This window comes from Paenibacillus sp. 01T47, assembly GCF_056398245.1.
In genome coordinates, this window is sequence record NZ_JBFTPA010000005.1 from 25,792 (window position 1) to 49,508 (window position 23,717).

General features: G+C 44.5%; 25 protein-coding genes. 20 read left to right on the forward strand and 5 right to left on the reverse strand.

Annotation, left to right across the window (positions count from 1 at the left end; all coding sequences use genetic code 11):
• The first annotated feature begins 87 nt into the window (after positions 1 to 87).
• The 9 genes from AC1DOV_RS12105 (at position 88) to AC1DOV_RS12145 (ending at position 9,886) form a co-directional block, all read left to right on the forward strand.
• Positions 88 to 1,521 (forward strand): ABC transporter substrate-binding protein, encoded by a 1,434-nt coding sequence (locus AC1DOV_RS12105; protein ID WP_477550067.1) that lies wholly within the window; start codon positions 88 to 90, stop codon positions 1,519 to 1,521.
• A 156-nt stretch (positions 1,522 to 1,677) separates the two neighbouring features.
• Entirely contained in the window at positions 1,678 to 2,376 is a 699-nt protein-coding gene (locus tag AC1DOV_RS12110) for a response regulator transcription factor (RefSeq protein ID WP_477550068.1), read from the forward strand.
• A 66-nt stretch (positions 2,377 to 2,442) separates the two neighbouring features.
• Entirely contained in the window at positions 2,443 to 3,786 is a 1,344-nt protein-coding gene (locus AC1DOV_RS12115) for a sensor histidine kinase (RefSeq protein ID WP_477550069.1), read from the forward strand.
• A gap of 95 nt (positions 3,787 to 3,881) precedes the next feature.
• Positions 3,882 to 5,063: a polysaccharide deacetylase family protein gene (locus tag AC1DOV_RS12120; protein WP_477550070.1), complete on the forward strand. Its 1,182-nt coding sequence runs from the start codon at positions 3,882 to 3,884 to the stop codon at positions 5,061 to 5,063.
• Between the two features lie 144 nt (positions 5,064 to 5,207).
• Complete coding sequence (locus AC1DOV_RS12125; protein ID WP_477550071.1) at positions 5,208 to 6,827, forward strand: copper amine oxidase N-terminal domain-containing protein; 1,620 nt, start codon at positions 5,208 to 5,210, stop codon at positions 6,825 to 6,827.
• Between the two features lie 45 nt (positions 6,828 to 6,872).
• A complete protein-coding gene (locus tag AC1DOV_RS12130; protein ID WP_477550072.1) occupies positions 6,873 to 7,220 on the forward strand; it encodes a thioredoxin family protein in 348 nt (115 codons plus the stop codon).
• A gap of 156 nt (positions 7,221 to 7,376) precedes the next feature.
• Complete coding sequence (locus tag AC1DOV_RS12135) at positions 7,377 to 8,306, forward strand: COX15/CtaA family protein (RefSeq protein WP_477550073.1); 930 nt, start codon at positions 7,377 to 7,379, stop codon at positions 8,304 to 8,306.
• Between the two features lie 61 nt (positions 8,307 to 8,367).
• Complete coding sequence (locus tag AC1DOV_RS12140) at positions 8,368 to 9,084, forward strand: Cthe_2314 family HEPN domain-containing protein (RefSeq protein WP_477550074.1); 717 nt, start codon at positions 8,368 to 8,370, stop codon at positions 9,082 to 9,084.
• Positions 9,085 to 9,103: 19 nt separating this feature from the next.
• Entirely contained in the window at positions 9,104 to 9,886 is a 783-nt protein-coding gene (locus AC1DOV_RS12145) for an SDR family oxidoreductase (RefSeq protein WP_076267524.1), read from the forward strand.
• A gap of 119 nt (positions 9,887 to 10,005) precedes the next feature.
• On the opposite strand, the gene AC1DOV_RS12150 is transcribed toward AC1DOV_RS12145, so the two are convergent.
• Positions 10,006 to 10,251 carry a NifU family protein gene (locus AC1DOV_RS12150; RefSeq protein WP_054026871.1) on the reverse strand — a complete coding sequence of 82 codons (246 nt, stop codon included), beginning with the start codon at positions 10,249 to 10,251 and terminating at the stop codon, positions 10,006 to 10,008.
• An 86-nt stretch (positions 10,252 to 10,337) separates the two neighbouring features.
• On the opposite strand from AC1DOV_RS12150, the gene AC1DOV_RS12155 reads away from it, so the two are divergent.
• A complete protein-coding gene (locus AC1DOV_RS12155; protein ID WP_339204462.1) occupies positions 10,338 to 10,610 on the forward strand; it encodes a YuzB family protein in 273 nt (90 codons plus the stop codon).
• 9 nt (positions 10,611 to 10,619) lie between these two features.
• Here AC1DOV_RS12155 and AC1DOV_RS12160 read toward each other — a convergent pair whose 3' ends face one another.
• Positions 10,620 to 11,687, reverse strand: a complete 1,068-nt coding sequence (locus AC1DOV_RS12160; RefSeq protein WP_076267526.1) for an NAD(P)/FAD-dependent oxidoreductase — start codon at positions 11,685 to 11,687, stop codon at positions 10,620 to 10,622.
• A gap of 62 nt (positions 11,688 to 11,749) precedes the next feature.
• Positions 11,750 to 12,853, reverse strand: coding sequence for an aminofutalosine synthase MqnE (gene mqnE / locus AC1DOV_RS12165; protein ID WP_076267527.1), 1,104 nt, complete (start codon positions 12,851 to 12,853; stop codon positions 11,750 to 11,752).
• Positions 12,854 to 13,103: 250 nt separating this feature from the next.
• Here mqnE and erpA point away from each other — a divergent pair, with 250 nt between their 5' ends.
• The 9 genes from erpA to AC1DOV_RS12210 all read left to right on the forward strand — a co-directional run bounded on the left by erpA (position 13,104) and on the right by AC1DOV_RS12210 (position 21,462).
• A complete protein-coding gene (gene erpA / locus AC1DOV_RS12170; RefSeq protein WP_339204459.1) occupies positions 13,104 to 13,466 on the forward strand; it encodes an iron-sulfur cluster insertion protein ErpA in 363 nt (120 codons plus the stop codon).
• A gap of 121 nt (positions 13,467 to 13,587) precedes the next feature.
• Positions 13,588 to 13,980, forward strand: a complete 393-nt coding sequence (locus AC1DOV_RS12175) for a hypothetical protein (protein ID WP_477550075.1) — start codon at positions 13,588 to 13,590, stop codon at positions 13,978 to 13,980.
• Positions 13,981 to 14,458: 478 nt separating this feature from the next.
• Entirely contained in the window at positions 14,459 to 14,890 is a 432-nt protein-coding gene (locus AC1DOV_RS12180; protein ID WP_076267530.1) for a GAF domain-containing protein, read from the forward strand.
• 119 nt (positions 14,891 to 15,009) lie between these two features.
• Positions 15,010 to 15,666: a response regulator transcription factor gene (locus tag AC1DOV_RS12185; protein WP_076267531.1), complete on the forward strand. Its 657-nt coding sequence runs from the start codon at positions 15,010 to 15,012 to the stop codon at positions 15,664 to 15,666.
• 25 nt (positions 15,667 to 15,691) lie between these two features.
• Positions 15,692 to 16,798, forward strand: coding sequence for a PAS domain-containing sensor histidine kinase (locus AC1DOV_RS12190; protein ID WP_441876885.1), 1,107 nt, complete (start codon positions 15,692 to 15,694; stop codon positions 16,796 to 16,798).
• 10 nt (positions 16,799 to 16,808) lie between these two features.
• Positions 16,809 to 17,549, forward strand: coding sequence for a response regulator transcription factor (locus AC1DOV_RS12195; RefSeq protein ID WP_477550076.1), 741 nt, complete (start codon positions 16,809 to 16,811; stop codon positions 17,547 to 17,549).
• Positions 17,546 to 18,643 carry a sensor histidine kinase gene (locus tag AC1DOV_RS12200; RefSeq protein WP_477550077.1) on the forward strand — a complete coding sequence of 366 codons (1,098 nt, stop codon included), beginning with the start codon at positions 17,546 to 17,548 and terminating at the stop codon, positions 18,641 to 18,643. The genes AC1DOV_RS12195 and AC1DOV_RS12200 overlap by 4 nt, the downstream gene beginning before the upstream one ends.
• Before the next feature lie 124 nt (positions 18,644 to 18,767).
• Positions 18,768 to 19,544 carry an ABC transporter ATP-binding protein gene (locus AC1DOV_RS12205; protein WP_441876671.1) on the forward strand — a complete coding sequence of 259 codons (777 nt, stop codon included), beginning with the start codon at positions 18,768 to 18,770 and terminating at the stop codon, positions 19,542 to 19,544.
• Positions 19,519 to 21,462, forward strand: a complete 1,944-nt coding sequence (locus tag AC1DOV_RS12210; protein WP_477550078.1) for an ABC transporter permease — start codon at positions 19,519 to 19,521, stop codon at positions 21,460 to 21,462. The genes AC1DOV_RS12205 and AC1DOV_RS12210 overlap by 26 nt, the downstream gene beginning before the upstream one ends.
• Positions 21,463 to 21,532: 70 nt before the next feature.
• On the opposite strand, the gene AC1DOV_RS12215 is transcribed toward AC1DOV_RS12210, so the two are convergent.
• Both AC1DOV_RS12215 and AC1DOV_RS12220 read right to left on the reverse strand, forming a co-directional pair.
• Positions 21,533 to 21,970 carry a hypothetical protein gene (locus AC1DOV_RS12215; RefSeq protein ID WP_477550079.1) on the reverse strand — a complete coding sequence of 146 codons (438 nt, stop codon included), beginning with the start codon at positions 21,968 to 21,970 and terminating at the stop codon, positions 21,533 to 21,535.
• A 100-nt stretch (positions 21,971 to 22,070) separates the two neighbouring features.
• On the reverse strand, positions 22,071 to 22,835 hold the full coding sequence (locus tag AC1DOV_RS12220; protein WP_477509026.1) for a VCBS repeat-containing protein: 765 nt from the start codon (positions 22,833 to 22,835) through the stop codon (positions 22,071 to 22,073).
• Positions 22,836 to 23,045: 210 nt separating this feature from the next.
• Between AC1DOV_RS12220 and AC1DOV_RS12225 the strand changes: the two genes are divergently transcribed.
• A complete protein-coding gene (locus AC1DOV_RS12225) occupies positions 23,046 to 23,633 on the forward strand; it encodes an NAD(P)H-dependent oxidoreductase (protein WP_477509025.1) in 588 nt (195 codons plus the stop codon).
• The last annotated feature ends 84 nt before the right edge of the window (positions 23,634 to 23,717 follow it).

Sequence of the window (23,717 nt, forward strand, 5' to 3'; positions counted from 1 at the left end):
AGAATTAGTAAGTTTTTTCCTCTAGACTATATATCAGTAGGATATGGATACATATTAGGGATAAGCGGAGAGGGAGAGAAACGAAAGATGAAAGTAAGGTCAAGGTTTGTTTTATCAGTCGTTGTTTTGGCATTAGTGGCAACTGGCTGCAGCTTTGGAGGAGACAATAAGGATAGTAATAAAATGAAGCAGTCGTCACTGAAGGTCATGTATTACGATGAAGGCATGTTCTTTCAAGATTATGGTATGGTGTTCTCGGCATTATATCCGAATGTTGAAATCGAAGTCGTTAGCAATCAGTCGATGTATAGTGAAGAAAATAAAGACTACGATACTGCGTTTAACAAATTTATAGAAGAAAAACAGCCTGATATTTTAATGCTGGATGCAGAGAGGTACCAAAAGCTGTCACAAGAAGGCAAGCTTTATGATCTCGATGCTGTTATGGAAAAGGAAAAGTACGAAACCGAGGGATTAATTCCCGGTATGCTTGACTATTTGAAAGAGCAGGGCGGCGGCAAAGTATACGGTTTAGCGCCTAGCTTCTACAGCCAAGTTATTTACTACAACAAGGATTTATTTGAAAAATACAAAATTGAGCTTCCGCGAAGTCGAATGAGCTGGAATGAAACGATACAATTGGCGAGGCGTTTCCCTACGGACGGTGATATGAAAGAGCGGGTATACGGTTTGAAGATGGGATATCGCGAGGAGCTGTTTGATTTGGCCATCATGCTGGCAGAGTCTGAAAAAGTTAGCTATGTGAATGCTGGGCAAAAACAAATGACCATACATACGGATTCGTGGAAAAATGTATTTCAGCAGGCGCTGGATGCAATAGAATCAAACGCGCTTTATTTTGAAAGTATGAGCAGCCAAGCGGGAGAGATGTCACAGTCCTATGAGGACTACCTGTTATCAGATCCTTTCCTGTCCGGTCGTTTGGCGATGACGATTCAAGACGTTGGTTACACGAACCAAATCAAGCAGGCGAGCGACTTTCCAAGCCTAAAAGATAAGATCGTAAAAAATTGGGATATCGTGACAGCTCCAATCGGACAGCAAAGTCCAGATGAATCAAATCTGATGTCATTTAATAATTTGTTTGCAATTCGAGCAGACTCTCCAAACAAGGAGGTCGCATGGGATTTTCTCAAATATGTGACAAGCGATGATTATGCAAGAGTAAAATCCAAGTCGAACAACTACAATGGTTTGCCGGTTCGCACCAAATATATTACGGATGTTGAAGGGCATAATTATGCTGCATTCTATGAGTTAAAGCCAAGTTCTTTTAATGGCTACAAAAATTTTGACAAGCTGCCTGACACCTTCTATGAGGAATTCACAACGGCGGTTAAGGAAGAGATGAAAAAGGTGAAGGAAGACACACAGGATTTAAACGCGGCACTTAGTATATTGCAGGTTAAAGGCCAAGAAATGCTTGCTAAAGAAGATGCTGCACGGGCGGATGGCGCAGCTGCTGGTGAAAGCAGCGAAGCATCGTCCAAAACGGAGTAAGGAATCAATCATAAAGGGGAGCTTGCTTACGCCTTCAAGCGAAGTCTGCTCCTTTTTTTATTTGCGGCTCCACTCTGTAACATACATAAATGAACCAATGGATACAGATCATGTTATATTTAATGAGCAGCACACCGCAGGAGGGAGTACAGAGATATGAATAGAGAAACGATACTTATGGTAGATGATGAGAAGGAAATACTAAGCTTAATGGAAATTTATTTTAAAAATGAAGGATTTACGATGCTAAAGGCATCCAATGGGCTTGAAGCGCTGGAGAAGCTTAATACGCATAAGGTGGATCTTATTATACTTGATGTGATGATGCCTGTTATGGACGGGCTTGAAGCATGCATGAAAATTCGGGAGCAAAACCATATTCCGATTATTATGCTGTCCGCCAAATCTCAGGATATTGATAAAATATCGGGACTTAGCCTTGGTGCGGACGAATATGTCACGAAGCCATTCAGCCCGCTTGTACTGCTCGCCAGCGTCAAGTCGCATATCCGCAGAGCGAAGCAATTTCATTCGAAAGCAAGTCATAATGACAATGAAATCATCATCGATGATCTCATTATAAATACAGCTACGCATACGGTTACCGTTGATCGGCAGGAAATTAAACTAACGCCTCGTGAATTTTCTATTCTTACCCTGCTGGCAGTCAATCGCGGTATCGTCCTCAGTATGGACAAAATATATGAGAGCGCTTGGAACGAGCCTTTTATGGAATCCAAAAACACCGTTATGGTTCACATCCGTAAAATTCGAGAGAAAATTGAGAAGGACGCCCAAAATCCGAAATTTATCAAAACCGTTTGGGGAATAGGCTATAAAATGGATGCGCTATAGGCATCGTGTGAACCTCGTCTTCCACCTGCCTATTTAGATGCAAACCTCGCAAATGAAGGTGCTGAAATGATGAAGAAAAAGAACAAATTTAACTTAAAGGCAGCTGCAGCAAGTTTAGGAGCAGCTGTGCTGTTTGCTGTGATTGGCTGGATGCTGCTGTGGTTTATGTTAGATATAAAGCCATACGACAAGACAATTATATGGGCAATTGAGAACATCGGATCAACGCCAATCGCAGCTGCTGCGGGTTTATTGATCTTTGTAATTTGCTACAGGAAGCTTGACCAACGTGGGGCGAGTGATAATCAGAAGGGCTATAAGTTTTTCCGTACCATTCGCTTATCCTTTATCATTGCTTTCTTACAAAGCTTAGGTCTTATGTTATGCTGTGTTATTGCAGGGCATTTGCTTGCCTATGTTCTTATACAATACACACCGTATGATCGTACATTAATTTGGATCGTTAACAATATTGGTTCTACCCCAGTCATTGCTATTTTTGGATGTCTGCTTTTTCTAGCATTATTTTTCTGGACAAGCAGGAACATGATTAATTATTTGAAGGAAATCCGATATGGCCTGCAGCAGCTGGGTGCTGGGGAGCTTGATTATGTTATTCCTGTCAAAGCGTCGGATGAGCTTGGAGAAATAGCAAGCAGCATAAATGGACTAGGCCAGCAATTCAATCAGCTGCTGCAGGATGAGCGAAATGCCGAGAAATCAAAAAATGATTTAATTACGGGTGTATCTCATGATTTGCGCACACCGCTTACGTCCATTTTAGGATTCCTTGAACTGATAGATCAGGATCGTTATCAGGATGAGGTAGAGCTCCGATATTTCGTTAACATCGCCTATGAGAAATCGAAGCATCTGAAACGATTGATCGATGATCTGTTTGAATACACAAAACTAAACAACGGCATGCCGCTGGAGCTTGATGAACTAGACATTGTCGGCTTCGCACTTCAGCTTACGGAGGAGTTCGTTCCAAGCCTAGAGAAGGCCAAGATGACCTGCAATATTCAAACAAAGGAAAACACATTGTTCATTATGGCAGACGGTAATATGCTGGCGCGCGCCTTCGATAATTTAATGACGAACGCCATTCAATATGGCAGCTCAGGCAAAATTATCGATTTGCAGATCGAGAATATAGAAGATCGAGCTGTCATTCGAGTTATTAATTACGGCGAGCAAATTCCGGCACAAGATGTTCCTTTTATTTTTGACCGCTTTTACCGTGTTGACAGGTCAAGATCTTCTGAGTCGGGGTCTGGAGGAACGGGGCTTGGACTTGCGATTACCAAAAGTATTATCGAAGCGCAAAATGGACGAATATCGGTTAGCAGTTCCACAAAGGAAACGATATTCGAGATGAGCTTCCCGTTGGCGCATCTTGAAACTTAAGATTTCTTTAAGCATATGTTAAGCGGCTATAAACGCAGTCGATAAGATTTCTCCTCTACACTATCCATTAGTGGGTAGTTGAGGGGGAAATCATAATGGATCAAAAGAAAAAAGCAGCGCTAGCAATCGTCATTGCTGTCGCTATGATGGTTGGATGGCTGCTGACAGGATGTTCAAATGAGAACAAGGTAAACAGCGTTCAATTGATAGTAAATGGTACAAAGCTAGAGGGCCAAGCTCCTGCTATGATTCAAAACGACCGCTTGTTGGTATCGGCGCAATATTTGGAGCAAGCGTTTGACAAGCCGTTTGATTTATTCAATATGTCTTCTAGTAATAAGAGTGTTTATTATTCAGAGCAGGTCGCCGTTCTTATGTATCATGATATCGCAATAAAACCTCAGTCTGATGGCATTATTGCTGTGGAGCGGTTTAAAAAACAAATGCAGCTTGTGAAGCAAAACGGCTTTCAAGTTATTACTATTGAACAATATATTAACTTCATGCAAGGAAAAGGCCATGTGCCGGACAATGCCCTGTTGATTACATTTGACGACGGTTATGAAAGCTTTTATAAGCTTGCTTATCCGATTCTGAAGGAATACGGTTATCCTGCTGTCAATTTTGTAATCGTCTCGACGATCGATGACCGTACGAAGCCGGGAACGCCAAAGCTGACTTGGGATCAGATGAGGGAAATGCAGAAAGCGGGAATGAGCTTTATGAGCCACACCTTTGATATGCATCGTTATGGAGCAGTGAATGAACACGGAAATGAAGCGCCTGTCATGTCCAAGCTTAATTATGATAAACAAAAGAAAAAGATGGAAACAAAGGCGGAGTACGTTGAACGGTTGAAAAAAGATTTGCTTAAGGCCGAGGATCGGCTGAAGAGTGAACTTGGCAATAAGGTGAGTGCGCTTGCTTTTCCATATGGTGCTTATAGTGAAGCTGTTCTGGAGCTGACAAAAACGGTAGGCGTACCTATTACGTTTACGACGAAAGAAGGCATTAACGCTAAGTTTCATCACAATGGCTTCCGAATCAACGGGGCAAGAGCAGGTGAAACCGAAGAAGAGCTTATCCGTAAGTTGAAGGGCAATCATCCTGCTAAGCTGTTTATAGACGAGAAAGAGGTTCCTGACATCTATTTCTCCGAGAAATCCGGTACGGAGGTGCAAATGATTGCGTTGCGAGACATTGCAAATTATTATGATTGGAAAATCAATTGGCGTCGTGAAACAAAGCAAGTGGAAATCCAAACAAAACAGTCGTAATGGCTGCTTGTAAAAGGCTTGAAAATTCGACAAAACTAGTGCTTTCCATACATTTACAACAAATAAAGTCTCCTGTACAATGAGTAGAGTTTGTGAATAACAATAACCTGCTTATTGATGTTCGATAACAAAGGAGACGAGTGGATGAGATCATTTTTTGCAAGACCAAGCAAGTTATTGATTCTTTTATTAGCTTTAACACTTATTTTCGTTGCCGGTTGTCAAGCGGTTTCCAATCTTGATTTTAATACGGCGCTCAAAAACTCGCTTAAAGTTACTTCAAGTGAAAGCAAGCAATCGTTAGAATTTAAGCTCTTGCTAGATGAGGAAGCCTATGAAGGTGCTCCTGAAGAGGAACTTGCCATTATGAAGCTGGTTTCCAATATGAAGCTTCAACTGGATCATGTTAAAGCGCAGGACAGCTCAAATATCTCCATGGATGGAAGCCTCGTTTTTGGAGAAACGGCAAGCATTAAATTTTCATTGAAAATGTCTGACAAACTTGCTGTGATGGAGCTTGAGGGAGCAAAGCATCCTTTTGTGCTTGATCTGACGAGCGAGGGTTTGCTTGGTTTGACAGGGGTATCAGATTTGACGGGATTGCCAGCGGGAGCAGCATCTGCTGAAGCACCGGCAGTTGATGAAGCGGCGCTAACTGCGCTTGGCCACCAGATGCTGGATACGATTGGCTCGTATGTTATACATAACCTGCCAAATCCAGAACGAATTGAAGTGAAACCAGTAAATGAATCCATTAATGGTTCACCGACTTCATTGATGAAAGTGCATGTTGACCTCGATGGTCCTGAAATTTGGGCATGGGTGAAAAAATATGTTGATGCCCTTGTTGCTGATCGTGCTGGTTTAGACAAGATGATAACAGGCGTGTTTGAGATTCTTCAGAGCAATCCAAATGTATGGGCAGCTGCAGGTACGATTAACCCATTTGAAGGCAGCGAATTAGATGCTCAGGATCCTAAGGAAGCAATCAAGGAAGCAACGGACGCTATCGCTCTTCTCTTAACGGAGCTGCAGGGCGAGCTGAAGCTGCTTGAGGAAGAGCCGGATGAAACATTAGATGAAATTTTCAGCAAGGACTTAACCATCAAAGCAGATGTGTATTTCGATAATAAGCTAGATATGCGAAAGCAAGCCTATGAGCTTTCTTATGTTCCAACAGTGGATCTAGAATACGGTATTTTGCCGGTTAAAGGGCTGACAATCAAGGTTGAAAGCGAAACTTGGAATGTAAACGGCGATGTAAAGGCAGATGCGCCTGTAGCATCCAAGACGGATATTTCTGTAGATAAGCTTTTTGGCATGCAAGGTTATCAAGTATTGAAGCAATTTGATGAAAAATCATTTGCTTATGATTTATTGAAAAATAAATTGCATATCGGCAAGCAGAACATCACATGGTATCCTTCTGATTATTATAATCCTGTCATTTTGACTGCCGACAATATTACAATTATTCCTCTCCGCGATACGGTTGAACAGTTGGGTGCTACTCTGACGTATGACGCAAAAACAAAAAGCTTAAAAGTGAATGATGGAGCTACAAATACGACCATTGTTCTAAAAAATGGCAGCGATACAGCCGTCGTTAACGGTAAAAATGTAAAATGGGCGTTCCCGGTAACCGTTATTAATGGTACGACTTATGTTCCAGCGCGTAATTTGGCTGCAGCATTAAAAGCAAAGATTGGCTGGGTCGACATGGGCGAAGACATGAGAATATTTACGCTGGATCGGGAAGTCTAAGCAACATAAGATCATGTTAAATACAACGATGTGCAGAGGTGCGAGATGAAAAAGTTAACGACAGATGAGGCTTTCCGCGAAGCAGTGGCAAGCGAAGGGCTCACGATTGCAGTATTTAAGACGACTTGGTGCAAGGATTGCCATTTTATCGATCCGTTTATGCCGGATTTAGAACGTCATTATGAGGGCAAGGTTACTTTCATCGAGCTGGATCGCGACGATCTACCTGATCTTTGCTCCGAGCTGAACATACTGGGCATACCGAGCTTTATCGCTTTCCGTGAAAGCAAGGAGCTAGTTAGATTCGTTAGCAAGCTGCGCAAATCACGCGAGGAAATCGAGGAATTCGTCGATCGTGCCATCCAAGTCAGCGATGCGCTGGCTCATAAGTAATCGTTAGTCCGCGCCTTAGAGAATTCATTCTCTCAGCGCGGGCTTTCCTTTTTTTCAGTGCTTCTACTTGAAGTGTCACATTTTCAACATGGCTTTTGCCTTTTTTTATGGCTATAATTGAACTGTTATTAAAACATGAAATAAGGTGATTTTATTATGGTAACCGGGCGTTTTCGCGCGTTAGCTCTCGCTGCGTGCATCGGAATGCTTCTTGTACTGCTCGGCGGAGCATTAGTGACGAATACGGATTCTGGACGAGGCTGCGGTGATGACTGGCCTTTGTGTCATGGCAAATTTATTCCTGCTTATACAATTGAATCCATGATTGAATATTCACATCGGCTTGTGACAGGTTTTGAAGGTCTTCTTGTTCTCGCTACTGCCGTTGCAATGTTCCGTAAATTTAGGCAAAACCGAAAAAGCTACAAAGAGCCACTTTTTTATGCTGGCGGTGCATTGTTATTCACAATCATCCAAGCGTTAATGGGGGCGGCCGCCGTCATGTGGCCTCAATCGCCACCTATTATGGCCATACATTTTGGTATTTCATTAATCGCTTTTGCAGCAACACTGCTGTTAGTCATTTGGACGTTTAGAGCGAAAGACGGACCGCCAGTGGAGTTTAAAGTACCGCGCTCAATTTTCCCTCGCGTCTTGCTTACCGCTATCTTTTGTTATGTTGTTGTGTATTTGGGAGCATTCATTCGGCATACGGAGTCTGGCGGAGGATGTCTAGGCTGGCCGCTTTGTAACGGTGAAGTAATTCCAGAGATTAGCGGAGCAACAGGAGCGGTATTTATCCACCGTGTGGCTGCTTTGCTGCTTGGTATCAGCCTTGCAGGATTGTTTCTCCATATTCGTAAGGTCAGCCATGGCGGAGCTGGATTAACGAAGCCTGCTGCGTGGACGCTCGGACTTGTCATTACTCAAATTTTCAGCGGCGCACTTTTGACAGCTACGATTACAAACTCAGAGTGGTTTCTGTTCACCAATTTATTGCACAATCTGATTGTAACCGGATTGTTTGGATTATTAATGGACATATTAATTCGTTCATGGCGCCTCAGAGAAATGCGCAAAGGATAGTAAAAGCATTTGAAATGATCAAAGTCAGCTGTAAGCATGTAAATGTAGAAGGGACTGTTCGATGATGCTGCGTTTCCTGTTTGATGAACCCTTAAGAAAAGCGGAAGGAACCCTTGCAGAAACGTATCGTTTAATGGATCAGTTCATCTCCATTTTGTCCAAAAAAATGGCTGAGAACGGAGCTGACGTTCAAAAGCTGCGCAAATATGAGATTTGGACGCTTGGACTTCGTTCTTCATTGGACGAGCTAGAGCAAAGCCATTATGTCGCCCTTCATTTTCAACATAAAATTACTTCCTCATCTCTCAAACAAATGACAGATGAGGAACGTATCCATTATAATCGTTATATCTACTTTGATAAAAACGCTTTTATCCGTGTATTTTCTTTGCTGGATAAGCTTGGTACGTTCCTTAATGAGCTGCTCGATATGAGAACGGAGCGGATCAAGCCGCATTTTTCCTATTTCACCGTTTTGCGCAACATGCGGGAGAAGAAAGCTCATCCAGGGCTTACTTGGAAGCTGAATGATGTGAAGGAGAAATACAAGGAATCCACAACAAGAATGCGCAAGCGCAGAAATACCGAGATTCATTTTATGAACTCGGAGATGCAGGATGATCTTATTCAAAGCAGCCGTATGTACGGTGAAGAGATCAAGCTGGAAAATGTAGCAGAGCAATCCGCTGATTTGACGCAGGGTCTATATTTAGCGATGGAATCGCTGCTGCTCACGTATCAATATGCATGCGGATTGATGCGAAACAAGCAACCATAATCCCGAGGGGGGAAAACTCGTGGGACTCAAAGGGAAAACAGCATTAGTAACAGGCAGCGCTAAGGGACTCGGCAAACGAACGGCGCTCCAGCTTGCTGAGCAAGGCTGCAATGTTGTCATTAACTACTACGAGAGCGAGCTTGAAGCACAGCAGGTAAAGGCACAGATCGAGCAGCTTGGTGTAAAGGCAATTACCGTGCAGGCTGATATTGCTACGACTGAGGGCGTTGAGCGGCTTGCTGACGAGGCTGAGCGCTCGTTTGGCGGCGTAGATATACTGGTCAACAACGCAGGCCCATTTGTCCGCAAGCGGCGTCTATTCAGCGAATATGATGAAGAGACTATTATTAGACTGCTCCACGGCAATTTGTTAGGCGTTATGCTGCTGGATCATCGCCTGCTGCCAGGCATGCGTGAGCGCAAATGGGGACGTATCGTTCACTTTGGCTTCGGACATGCAGGAGAAGCGCGGGCTTGGCCGCATCGAGCGGTATATGCCGCAGCGAAGACAGGACTTGTCTCGTTTACGAAGTCGTTAGCAGTCGAAGAAGCACCGCATGGCATTACCGTTAATTTAATTGGGCCTGGAGATATTCGGGGCGTCAACAAGGAACGATCTATTGCTGAGGTTGAGGAAGACTACGATAAAGAATCGCCGATCGGACGTCCAGGCACGGGCGAGGATGTAGCGCGCGTGGTGCTGTTTCTATGTGACCGGCAATCGAATTTCTTAACGGGCAATGTAATTGATGTCACGGGCGGCTTTGATCCAATCGTCGCCAATATTAAAGGGATGTTCTGATCATATAGGAATTAAAAAAAAGAGTCTTATCGTTAAGCTTCGGAGCTAGCTCCTATGCTGTCGATAAGACTCTTCATCATTTGTCATGCCTAGAGCAATCATGATTCGTTCTTATATTTTTAGAATACTTGAACGACTTCGATTACACCTTCAACTTCTTCGAGAAGTGCGCGTTCGATACCCGCTTTAAGCGTGATCGTCGAGCTTGGGCAGCTTCCGCATGCACCCATTAGGCGAAGCTTGATGATGCCGCCTTCAACATCGACTAGTTCAACATCGCCGCCGTCGCGCTGCAAAAACGGACGAAGCTTATCTAGTACGTCCAATACTTCATCGTACATCGTGTCTTGTACTTGTTCACTCATTGCAATCATCTCCTTTCTCCCCTATTATAGTACAAAGTGAAGCAATTGAAAATGGATAGTAACTTAGTAAAGTTAGGTGAGGCCTCATGTTTAAAACAATGATTGAGTTTTGTGCCAGTAATATGCACCATGGCACTGATCGTATAATGCAATTATTTGAGCAAAATGATGAATACGAAGTAACCGAATATGGCTGCTTGGGCAACTGCGGCGAATGTTATTTGAACCCATTTGCGTTAGTTGAGGGTGCAATCGTATCCGCAGACTCGGTAGACGAGCTGTACGACAATATTTTGAAAGCCATTGAGCAGCAAAAGGCAGATCAAGATGCGCTGGATAAGCTGCTCGATGATTTGTAATACCAAGTACTAGCCAAGGTGACGTTTAGATCTCCAAAGCACTCCACTCTTAACGAGGCGTGGCACACGGCCCATAATAGCGGTTCCGCCCATCAAGCCGAAGCCGCTTTTTTTGCCGAGTGAACCGAGAACGCCTTTTAGCTTGATTTTGCCAAGACGGGGTGTCTTATCATGCCAGATAGCCTGCAGGACCTCGGCAATTTGCTTGCCTTGGGCACCTGCGGCTTGACCGCTTGGCGACAGCGGCAGTGCTGCGCAGTCACCAACGATAAATACATCGGTATGATCCGGCAATTGATGATACTCATTAATGATAAGTCTGCCTTGATTATCCTTCGGCAATTCCATTCGCTGCACGAGCGGTACAGGCTGGATACCTGCTGTCCATACCGTTACGTCTGTATAAATAGGCGTTGAAGAATTGCCATCATGCAAAATGCCGCCTTCGACTTTTGTAAGTCCGACATGGCCGCGCATTTCGACATGATGCTCTCCGAACCATTCCGCTACAAAGGATTGCAGCTTGCTCGGGAAAGCCGAAAGCACCTTAGGCCCGCGATCCAAAATACGAATGTTAAGATCAGGACGACTCTCTCGCAGTTCCGCTGCAACCTCGACACCGCTTAGTCCGCCGCCTACAATGGACACTTGGCCATAAGGTTTAACGTCATTGAGCTGAGCGTAGGTTTGTCTAGCGGCTGAGAAGGTCTGAATGCTCGTAGAATACTGCTCAGCGCCTTCAATCCCATGATATTTATCCGTACATCCTAGGCCGATCACAAGCCATTCATATTCCATTGATTCTTGACCTTCGATATGAACAAGCTTCAGCTCCATATCCACATCGGTGACCTCGCCGTAAGCGAGTGAAATTCTCGGATCGACCGGAAACTTTACGCGAAGCTCCAGGTCTGAAACGGTTCCTGCAGCAAGCGCGTAATATTCCGTTTTTAAGCCTTGAAAAGGCATTCGGTCAATCAGTACGATGGAAACATCGATCGGCAACTGTTTTTCTAAGAGCTCGTTAGCTATGGCAAGACCGCCATAACCTCCGCCCAAAATAATAAGTTTTCTCATATGATTTCCAACTCCACGTTTCTAGATGATGGTCTATTTTGTGCGTTCGTGTTGTAGATTACTCACTCGTAAACTTTAATTTCATTGTAAAAAGTATCGCGTTCCACCGGAATTCGTCCTGCGCCTTTAATGAGCCAAATGAGATCTTCGCGCGTTATGCCTTCAGGAGTTAGGGCACCTGCAGCATGGCTGATTTTTTCCTTCACAATCGTGCCATGCGCATCCGATGCTCCCATCGTTAATGCGACTTGTGTAAGCTGTACACCAATGTTAATAAAGTAAGCTTTAATATGCTGGAAGTTGTCAAGCATCAAACGGCTGATTGCAATCGTCTTAAGATCCTCGAATGCTGAATTACGTCTGCGAATGCCGGCTCTTGGATTAATCGGCTGCATGGAAAGCGGAATAAATACTTGGAAGCCGTTTGTTTCGTCTTGAAGATCACGAATATGCATCATGTGGCGGATGCGGTCTTCTTTCGTTTCAATTGAACCATATAGCATGGTTGTGTGCGTGCGCAGGCCTAGTTCATGGGCAGTCCGGTGAACCTGCAAATATTGGGTAACATCGGCTTTGTCTACACGCATTTTTTTGCGGTAATGATCTGATAATATTTCTGCTCCTCCGCCTGTTAGCGACTTTAGGCCGGCTTTCATGAGCTCCTCAAGCACCTCGCGGTAAGTCAAGCCGCTGATTCGGGAGAAAAAGTCGATCTCCGCAGCAGTATAAGCCTTAAGAGTTACGTCGGGATAACGCTCATTTAATGCTTTCAAAGAATCTACATAATATTGGAAAGGAACATTCGGATTATGACCGCCTACGATATGAAATTCCCGAACGCCAGGGTGGAAATGCTGTTCTACATATTCAATCATTTGCTCGCCGCTAAGCGTGTAGGAGCCTTCCTCGCCTTCATCCTTGCGGAAGTTGCAAAATGCACAATGGGCTTCACATACGTTCGTAAAGTAAAGACTCATGTTCTCAATAAAATAAACCTTCTTGCCATTTTTGCGCAGGGCAACTTCATTTGCGAGCTGTCCAATTGTAAGCAGATCGTCTGATTGATATAAGAAAACACCATCTTCAAGCGTTAAACGCTGCCCATGACGCACTTTTTCAATAATGTGCTGCATCTTTGTATCCTCTGTCGGTATTATAACGTTCATGGCTAAGCCTCCTGATTTAAGTAGTTTGTGAAAAAAATAACTTTCTTTTCCGATTAAAGAAGCTGTAACTATTATAAACCTCATACGTAGCAGGGGCAATAAGAAAAGTATTGGCATTTACACAAATTGTAAATTTCATTTATGGGCATGCTTCTATTGAGCAACTGAACAAACTGGAGTATACTACAAATAAGTAAGTGAAAAGAAATCAGCAATTAAAATGAATGATGGATAAACGGAGGGATGTAGCATGATCACAATCAGTGATACAGCATCTGACAAAATAAAAGAAATGCTTGCTGAAGAGGGCGGCCCTGAAATGTTTTTGCGCATTGGCGTAAAAGAAGGCGGCTGCAGTGGTTTCTCTTACGGCATGGGCTTTGACGATGAAGAGCATGAAGGCGATAAGGCTCTAGATATGGAAGGCCTTAAAGTGGTTGTAGATGGAGAAAGCGTCAAATACTTAACCGGTCTTGTTATCGATTTTAAGGAATCGGCAATGGGCGGCGGCTTTACGATCGAGAACCCGAATGCAAGTGCAACTTGCGGCTGCGGTTCATCGTTCCGCACAGCGAAGGATGCAGGAAAACCAGCTGCAGCAGGCGAGTGCTAATAACGAGCGGTGAATGTTATCTTCCGAAATGCGTATGAAATTCATATGCATTCCGGAAGTTTTTTTTGTTGTCGGTTTGGCTTTAAGTCTATAAATCGATCATCTTGGGGGATAACAGCGCATGAAATTTATTCGTGATTATAGACAGTTTATTGAGGTAGGTTGTACATCATGCAATAGAAAGCATACAGTTCAAACAGACAACTATACGATTTCCTCTGAAGGCTATGCGTTTCATTCACCGATTCAATGTGCTTGCGGCCACATAGCGAGCACAGCAATAAAGGACAAGAGAACATGGACAACCATGAAAACCGAAAAAAATGAAATGATGAAAAGAAATAAAGCGACGACGATTAAGCTAATGTTAGTTATTGGTTTTACGATCGTATTTTTTGCAGGCGAAATGGTCTATTTGCTGAACAAAAATGAAGCGGAGCAGAAGAGCGCTCAACACGATGCAGAGAAAGAGTCATCCAGCCTTATTGTTGTTCAAACGCAGGAGAACTTCTAATCATTATGGAATGAATGCTGGCATCAAAAAAATTTTCAAAACAGGTATAAGGCAGTACAATGATGTGCATATTAGATTTGACGGTGTGAAGAGAGGTGTGGTTCCGTTGGACCTTTTGGTGCTAGGGCTACAGGAGGAACTTATTTAATCACTAAGCTTTTATGAAAGCGAGGGGTTGTGTCGCAGAGCATCTCTGAACACACACGCTAAGCGCAATCCATTAAAACGGAATGTGTACAAGCGGTGCCCAAGTAATCTTAACAATGTGAAGTGTTAGATGTGAAGACTCGTACGATCAAACACCGTCGAAGAAGGAGCCTGTAAAAGGGCTCCTTTTTCTATGCCGAAATCTCGGTGCATACTAAGGAAATGATGGTTTGGATGGCATTAATTCAGGGAATTCCCTGACATACAAAGCATTTTCTTAGCTTTATAATAAGGTTAGAGATTGCTTGTATTTCCTGAAGGAGGAATGAGGATGAAGACGATTGAAGCGGAAATCGCTGCATACATCGAGCGATTGAAGAGGGAGACAGGCAGCGATTTCGCTATACTCGGCTTGATCGATACGGGCAAACGTAAGCTGCGCTGGTCCAAGGCGTCAGGCAGCATAAGTGAGCGCACACCGCTTGTTGAGCAGAAGTCGTCTGCGGGTTTGTCCGGTACTGCGATACGCTCCGGTAGAACCGCAAGCACAAGCTCGGCAATGACTGATACGGTGCGGTTCAAGTTAGGAGAGCCGATTCTGCTGACAGAGCAGCTGCGCATTGCTGCAAGCGTACCCATTCAAACGCCTAAAGGCATCTGCGGCGTTCTGCTTATCGGTAGACGCTCGGAGAAGACCTATGTCGCCGAAGAGCTGGAGAAGGCTTCACATATTACAGTAGAGCTCTCATCAATGCTCGTTTGATGATGGCTTTTTTTGACTGTAAATACAATTCACTACCTAATGTAAGCTATACTAGTATAGATAATAGAAATGATAGACTCATATCGACAGAGGTATCATTCCAGTGAGGGGAGAACAAGATGATTAAGCTGCTTATTTGTGATGATCATGCCATGGTCAGATCGGGTCTAGCAATGCTGCTGCACGGCAAGCATGATATCGAGGTAGTAGGGGAAGCCTCGGAAGGGGACGAAGCCATTCAGATGGCACAGCAATTAGTGCCGGATGTTGTATTGATGGATCTTAGTATGCCGCATGGCAAAGACGGGATGACAGCAACGACGGAGCTGAAGAAGCTGCTGCCTGAGACGGCGGTTCTTATTTTGACGATGCATGACGATGACGAATATTTGTTCCGTGCGATTCATATCGGAGCTTCAGGCTATATTTTGAAAAATGCGCCTCATGATGAGCTCATATCAGCGATCCAGTCGGTTGCGCAAGGAAATGCATATCTTTATCCTACGGCTACCAAGCGGTTGATGAGCGAATATCTCGTCAAGCTGAAGCAAGGCGGGGAGGACAACAGCCCTTACAACACGTTATCTGAGCGTGAAAAGGAAATTTTGGGCTGGATCGCCAAAGGGTATTCAAATAAGGAAATCGCGGAAAGTTTAATTATTAGCGTGAAGACAGTCGAGACTCACAAAAGCCATGTGATGGATAAGCTCGGGCTTAGAACAAGGCCGGAGCTCATTAAGTTTGCGCTAGAGAAGGGGCTGCTGCATTTTGATTAAGCATGGCGGTAACAACTTTCGGCGAATGATTGGGTCAGACGTCGATTATCTTCTATCCGTTCTGGAGGATGAGATTGACGATAAGTCGATGCTTACGCAAGTTAATCAATCGCTTAAGCAGCTTGCAGATGTGAAGTTTGCGCTGGATGAATCGTCAATCGTTGCGGTAACGGATCATAAAGGCCGCATTGAATATGTAAACGATAAGTTTTGTGAAATTTCTAAGTACAGCCGTGAAGAGTTAATAGGCAAGGATCATCGGATTATTAACTCCGGATTTCATGGGCGCGATTTCTTCCGCAAGCTGTGGGAGGTTATTTCAAGCGGCGAAGTATGGCGAGGCGAAATTAAAAATCGTGCCAAGGACGGCAGCTACTACTGGGTAAACACGACGATTGTTCCCTTCGTTGATGAAGCGGGCAACCCTTATCAATATTTAGCCATTCGCAGTGAAGTGACGCAGCGGAAGCGGGCGGAGCAAGAGCTGAAGGAAATGATGGTTAAGGTGATTGAAATCCAAGAGGAAGAGCGAAAACGAATATCGAGAGAGCTGCATGACGGGATTGGCCAAAGTCTCTTTTCGCTGCTTATTCGGCTTGATCGCATCATTGGCGATCACGATGACATTCCTGAGCTGGGCGCGCTTCGCAGCGATGTATCTGGCGTGATGGAGGATATTCGTGGTTTGGCTTGGGAGCTGAGGCCATCGGTTCTCGATGATTTAGGTGTCGTTCCGGCAATAAGAACTTATGTGGACAATTATTCACAGCATTTTGGCATTCGATTGACGCTCACATGCAATTTAAAGAGCAGGCTGGGCATTATGAAGGAAACAGCTATTTATCGTGTCATTCAAGAAGCATTAACGAATATCGCGAAGTATGCCGATGTAGGCGAGGCTGAAGTGGTGGTTGAGGAGCTGGAGGAAGAGGTCGTCGTCAGCGTAACAGATCAAGGGCTCGGTTTCAGTCCTGATCGCATCGGCCACGGTGTAGGCTTATTCAGCATGGAGGAGAGAGCTCGTAGCATCGGCGGTTATTTGGATATTGTTTCGGAGCCTGGCAAAGGAGCAAAGGTGAAGCTTATTGTTCCTAAAGATAAGAATTCGGAAGGAAAAGGCGTAAACCTATAGGAGGAATTTCATGTATCGAGTTTTCATCATAGAGGACGACGATAAGATTGCTTCAATTCTCAAAAAAAATATGGATAAATACGGATTTGAGGCAGCCGTTGTTACACAGTTTCGTGAAATTATGCCGGAGCTGGAGGCTTTTGATCCGCATGTCATTTTGCTCGATATTAATTTGCCTTACTATGATGGTTATTATTGGTGCAGACAAATTCGAACACGTTCAAGCCTCCCTATTATTTTTATTTCTGCCCGTGCTGGCGAGATGGATCAAGTTATGGCTATAGAGAACGGCGGCGATGATTATATTACAAAGCCTATCCATTTGGATTTATTAATGGCAAAGGTGAAGAGTGTACTAAGGCGAGCTTACGGGGAATATGCGGCATCCGGGTCTGCAGCAACAGAAACGGGCGTTGCCTCGCAAACAGGGGAGCTGTCAGCTGGTGATCTCCGTCTTTACTTGAACCGTAATGAGCTTGAATGGAGAGACTTTCGCATCGAGCTGACAAAAAACGAGCAGCTGCTGGCTGAATGCTTGATGAAGCGGCAAGGCATGGTTGTTTCGCGCGAGCAGCTGCTTGAAGCGCTTTGGGACGATGTGCAATTCGTCGATGATAATACGCTTACGGTCAATGTGACCAGACTTCGGAAAAAGCTGGAGGAGCTTGGGCTTCCTAAAGCGATTGAAACGGTGCGAGGACAGGGCTATAAGCTCGTAATAGAAAATGCAGTAGGAGAAACGTCACGATGAGAGGCTTATCGCTGGCGTTATTTTTACGTGATCGTCTGTTATTTATATTTATGGTTTGTTTAATTATTTTACTCGCCGTCACCTTGCTACTCCTTGAGCGTGAGCGATACCCAGGGTTAGTCGAGCTGGGTACGATTTATTATTTTATCGTCATTGCTTTATTTTTGCTAGGGACGTGGCTGATCGTCGATTATTTGCGGCAGCGCACGTACTTTAAGCAAATGTTGGAGGCGATTGCACGGTCTGAAGAACTGCAAGCTTCAACAATCGTACAAGCTACAGTGACACAAGAGCAGAAGCTTGTCGCTAAAATGCTGGAGGAGCAGAGCAGGGCTTATTTGAACGAGCTTGGCAAATATCGAAGGCAGCAGGAAATACATAATCATTTTGTGCTGCAATGGGTGCATCATATGAAGACGCCGGTATCTGTCATCGATTTGCTCGCTCAGGAGGTTTTGCAGCAGAACTCGTCCTCGCAGCAGGAACAGCAGCAGCTGGCGCTAAGTATGCAGGAGGAAACTGATCGAATGACGCGGGGGCTTGAGATGATGCTGTATACAGCTCGTCTAGATAAGTTTGAAATCGACCTGCATGTCAAGCAGGTAGCGCTTCATGAACTTGTGCGCTCGGTCATCAACGCCCATAAGAAGCTTTGCATCCGTTACTCCATTTTCCCTCGTGTCGAGGGGGAAGCATCCGTGGAAACCGATGAGAAATGGATGACCTTTGTGCTTAATCAGTTCATTAGCAACGCAATCAAATATAGTAAAAGCAAAGAAGGCGGCAAAAAACTGCTCTTTCAATTGGAAGCGTTCAATGACGGAGGAGGCAGGCTGCAGGTGATCGATGAAGGCATTGGTATTGCGCCGCATGATCTTCCTCGCATCTTTGATCCTTTCTTCACAGGTGAGAATGGACGAACGGCGGGCGAGTCAACTGGAATGGGGCTTTATTTGGCTAAGCAGGTATGCAATCGGTTAGGTCATGAGATGACCGTTTCCTCGGTACTCGGAGAAAGTACGACGGTCAGTGTCGCATTCAAACCGCGCGGCATTCATATTATGGGCAGCCGAGGTAACGGAAGCTCAGGTTAGGTGACAAATTTGTAAGGTTGGCAGGGTGTGAATGAAAGGGAAATCGATGGGTTTAACCTCTTCCCCTCGTCTATACTAACGGTAATGAAGCACATTACAGATAGATCTGGGGAGGAACAAAGCAATGAGCGTACTAAAAGCAGAAGGGCTTGGCAAAATATACAGCAGTAAAGGCAATGTCGCTTACAAAGCGCTTGAGGATATAGAGCTTCAAGTGGAAGCGGGAGAATTCGTAGGGGTAATGGGGCCCTCTGGCAGCGGAAAAACAACTCTGCTGAATTTATTGTCCACGATCGATCGACCAACCTCTGGTCAAATTGAAATCAACGGCATAAATCCGAGCAAGCTAACGGACAAGAAGCTTGCCTTATTTCGCCGCCGCGAGCTCGGTTTCGTCTTTCAGGATTTTAACTTGCTAGATACATTATCAATCAAGGAAAACATCATTTTGCCGCTCGTAATGGAGGGCATGGCACCGAAGCAAATTGAACAAAAGCTGGATTCGCTCGCTGAATTGCTGCAAATCAAACAAATCTTGAATAAGCGGACGTATGAGGTGTCTGGCGGCCAGAAGCAGCGCGCAGCAATCGCCCGTGCTATTATTCATCAGCCTTCGCTCGTGCTTGCAGATGAGTTGACGGGCAATCTCGATTCCAAATCAGCGAAGGATGTTATGGATTCCCTGAAGGACATGAATGAGCGTTTTAAGGCGACCGTATTGATGGTAACGCATGATCCATTCTCTGCGAGCTACTGCCAGCGCATCGTATTCATCAAGGACGGCAAGTTTTTCTCGGAAATTCGCCGCGGCTCGAACAGGCAAGCGTTTTTCCAACAAATACTAGATGCGCTCAGCGTGCTGGGAGGTAATTTCGATGACGTTCCGTTCGCTCGCGCTTAGTAACATTCGGGGCAACTGGCGGTCGTACAGCGCATTTTTCCTGAGCAGCGTCTTTTCCGTTATGATCTTTTATATTTATGCAGCGTTTCTATACCATCCAGAAGTAACGAGCGGCCACATTATGGCAGCATCAAAAATTCGTACAGGCATGGTGTTTTGTGAATATATTATCGTCATATTCTCGTTTTTGTTTGTGCTCTATTCTAATTCAGCATTTCTCAAAACGAGGCAGCAGGAATTTGGTTTGTTCTCCTTATTCGGTATGACAAAAGTTCAGCTTCGAAAGCTTGTTATTTATGAAAATGCAGCCATCGCTGCGCTGGCCATCGCTGTAGGCATCGGTCTTGGCATGCTGTTCAGCAAGCTGTTTTTTATGGCTCTTACGGTGCTTCTTAATTTGCAGGAAGCGATATCTTTTGCGGCTCCACTCAAAGCCATTGGCTTAACGGCAGGCGGTTTTTTTGTTCTGTTCATGCTGATCTCCATTTGGACAGCACTTCGCATTGGACGAACTGAAATTATTGATTTGCTGAAAGCGGCTCGCAAGCCAAAAGGACAGCTCGTATTCTCGCCTTGGCTGGTTGCTGTGTCTGTCGTTTGCTTATCGGCTGCATATGGCATGGCTCTGGTTATGAACGACGGAAATTTCATGCTTCTAGCCTTGCCAATACTAATTACTGTCGTTATCGGGACGTACTTTCTCTTTACTCAGCTGAGCATTTTGCTGCTCCGCTATATTCAAAAAAGATCATCAATATATTATAAACGGACCAATATGATCGTGTTTGCACAGCTCGGCTATAAGATAAAGGATAATGCGCGTATTTTATTTATTGTATCTATTCTTAGCGCGATCGTTATGACTGCCCTTGGGACGGTATATGTGATGAACATCGGTGCCAAAAAAAATATGATAGAATACTCTCCTTTCTCACTAGCCTATAGTGAAAAAGGCTTGAATACACATGAGGTTATTGACCCAGCTAAGCTTAGACAAGTAGTCAAAGAGGACGGCTACAAAATTGTGCGTGAAGCAAAGGCAGCTGGCGTACTGTTGAATCGCTTTTCGGTTAAATGGGGAGATGAAAAGGCCCGTGATTATGATTATGATGCTTTGGTAATTTCAGCTACAGACTATAACAAGCTTGCAGCATTGACGGGTCAACCGAGCATTCAGCCTGAGAATGGCAAGCTAACGCTTATAAAGTCCTTTTTATCAAAAGAAAGAGAACAAGCAGGTACTGTAAAAGGCAGCATTAATGGCAAGGAAGCGGCATTCGACATTAGCGGCTCGGTAGAAGCTCATGTTATGAATTATCTCGAAAGCAACTATTTTACTTTCGTTATGGACGATTTTTCTTACATGAAGCTGCTATCGAGTGTGCCAGAAGATGAGCTTTATGTGATGTATGGCTATGAATTAAGCAATTGGGAGAAAACAGCAGCTACGGTTGAAAAGCTTAGTAAGCTTGTGCCAGAACAATTTCAATCCCAAACCGATTTTAGCCGTGTAAAAACGCTGCAAGAAATGAATCAAACGGTTTCTTTGACTTTATTCATCGGTATGTTCATTAGTTTGCTATTCTTCATTGCATCGGGAAGCATGATTTATTTCAAGCTATTCACCGAGCTGCAAGAAGACCAAGCCCAGTTTAAAGCTTTAGTCCGCATCGGCATGACGAAGGGCGAGATTCGCAAAATTGTTGTAACGCAGGTTGGCATCGTCTTCTTTGTTCCCGTCATTGTTGGCATTTGTCACGCCTTGTTCGCGATGAAAGCACTCGACAACATTATGGAATCATCTAACTGGATTTACTCTTTCGTCGTTATCGGCATTTATATCGTGATGCAGACGTTGTACTTCATAACTGCATGCAGCAGCTACATGAAGAGCATGCTTCGCGGGGCAAACGCATAATAAAATTTAAAAAACGGCTTTTTCCTCAGAAAATGAGGAGAAGTCGTTTTTTTTATGTTCATATGAACATTTAGAAGCAAGTGAAAGAGCTGATTCTCCGTAAATCTATACCGGTGTAACCCCATGATCTTCCGAACCAACGGAAACCGGAGACAGATGTACGTCCGACAAATACAGGGAAAAACCAGAAACCATGACCATTCTCCATCCATACGTAAGTGTTGCGGAACAAACAGCCGGAAATAGCGCCTGGATCAATTGCAAATGACGAAACAGCTGGCTGCGGCGGCGTGAATTGTGGAGGCGGAGCGGTCGGACCCGACATACCTGGTTGACCTTGTTGTCCTGGTCCCATCGGTCCTTGTGGTCCTTGTGGTCCTTGTGGACCTTGCGGACCTTGCGGTCCTTGTGGTCCTTGTGGACCTTGCGGACCTTGCGGTCCAAATGGTCCGAAAGGCCCCATCGGTCCCATTGGCCCCTGAGGGCCTATTGGAGGCATAAATGCCATGCAAAATCACTCCTTATCAATTGGGCTAATGCATGTTATGCAGAAATACCTAGCAACGATTGGGCGAACGATCATTGTTAGCGATTCAATCTGAAAAAAGTTAAAAATGTGATTGAAGCGGAGTACCGATTATAGCGACGTTTAATCTAGAGGAATCAAACCTGTTTCCATTCCATGTCAGCAGATTCTCTACATAACCGAGCGTATCAGCGTTTGTTGGTCCAATGATGCGCTGAAGAGCCTGCAGATCGAAGGATGCACGGTTTTCGGCTGTAATAATTGGGTTTAACGCTGCGATAGCCAGCACTTCACCTTGCAGAGGCTGCTTCAGCGTTCCGTTTTCGTTGTAATAAGTGGCTAAATAAGCGGCCCCTTTGCTGCTTATATCAATTATAAACAGCAAATCAAGCTGAGCACTTGATACCGATACTTTGTACATATCTTCATACTGGACGCGAAACTTGTATTGTTGATTGTAGCTGTCTGAATCAAACAGCTTGTGAAGCGCATGGTGAGCGAAGGAGTAAATGTAGAAAATGCCGTAACCGCCGCTTCCTCCGGAATCGATACTGATCAAAATGTCTGGAATTTGATTTTTATCAAAGTCGCCAAGCAGCAGGACAGCGTTATAACCGGCATTATTTTGTAAAGGAACGACTGTTCGCTGCTGTGAATAACCATCTTGAATGACTAGCGTAATATGATCTGCGAATATACCGGATGGTCCATCCGGTTTATGACCAATTAAATAAATCTGATCAGGTATACCGTCACCAGTTACATCTCCTTGTTTCATGTCGAGCAAATATTCGTCTGTTGCTAACCGATCTGGCTGGTACCTATGTGTATGGAAATACGAGTGCATAACTTTTCCTCCAAGCCTAAAATACATGGTTTCTGTCTATACCTATGCCAATCCCTTGCGATTGGACTGTGCGAATGCCTAGAAGCGGGCAAACAAACCAAAGCAAGCTTTCGTTTGAAAAGAGAGCATTCAGGCATTACATATTGCAAGATGATTAGGCAACACTAATGCGGACTGATGTCTATATACTTACGGAGGTGCAGCCTTTTTATGAAGCACTTAATCGTCTATTGTCATCCTAATCCAGACAGCTTTAATAACGCCATTGTGGATGCTTTTATTGAATCATTAAAGGAGCAAGGCCATGAGGTCGTCGTCCGAGATTTGTACGCGATGCGATTTGACCCTGTGCTCAAAGCCAGCGATTTTGAGGCGCTGCGCGAAGGCAACACACCTTTGGATATTAAAACGGAGCAAGAGCATGTGAAATGGGCGGATGCTTTTACGATGGTATATCCTATTTGGTGGACGGGGCTGCCCGCACTTATTAAAGGTTACATTGATCGAGTATTCTCATATGGTTTCGCTTATGCGTATGGTGAGGATGGAACGATCAGCAAGCTGCTTGCGGGCAAGAAGGGGCTTATTATTAATACACATGGAACGCCTTCGGAGATTTACAGCCAGACTGGCATGTACGATGGGCTGAAAAAAACTTCGGATACGGGTATTTATGAATTTTGCGGCATCAAGTCAGTTGGCCATATATTTTTTGGCAGCGTGCCGCAAATTGATGATGCAGCCCGAAAGAAGATGCTCGAAGAAGTACGGGGCAAGGCAGTCAGCTTGTTCGAATAGAAAGCCAAGAAAAGCTGGTCGCAACGATGCGATCAGCTTTTCCTTTTTTTAAAGCATGCTTGTCCTGTCCGAGGTTGAGGAGTA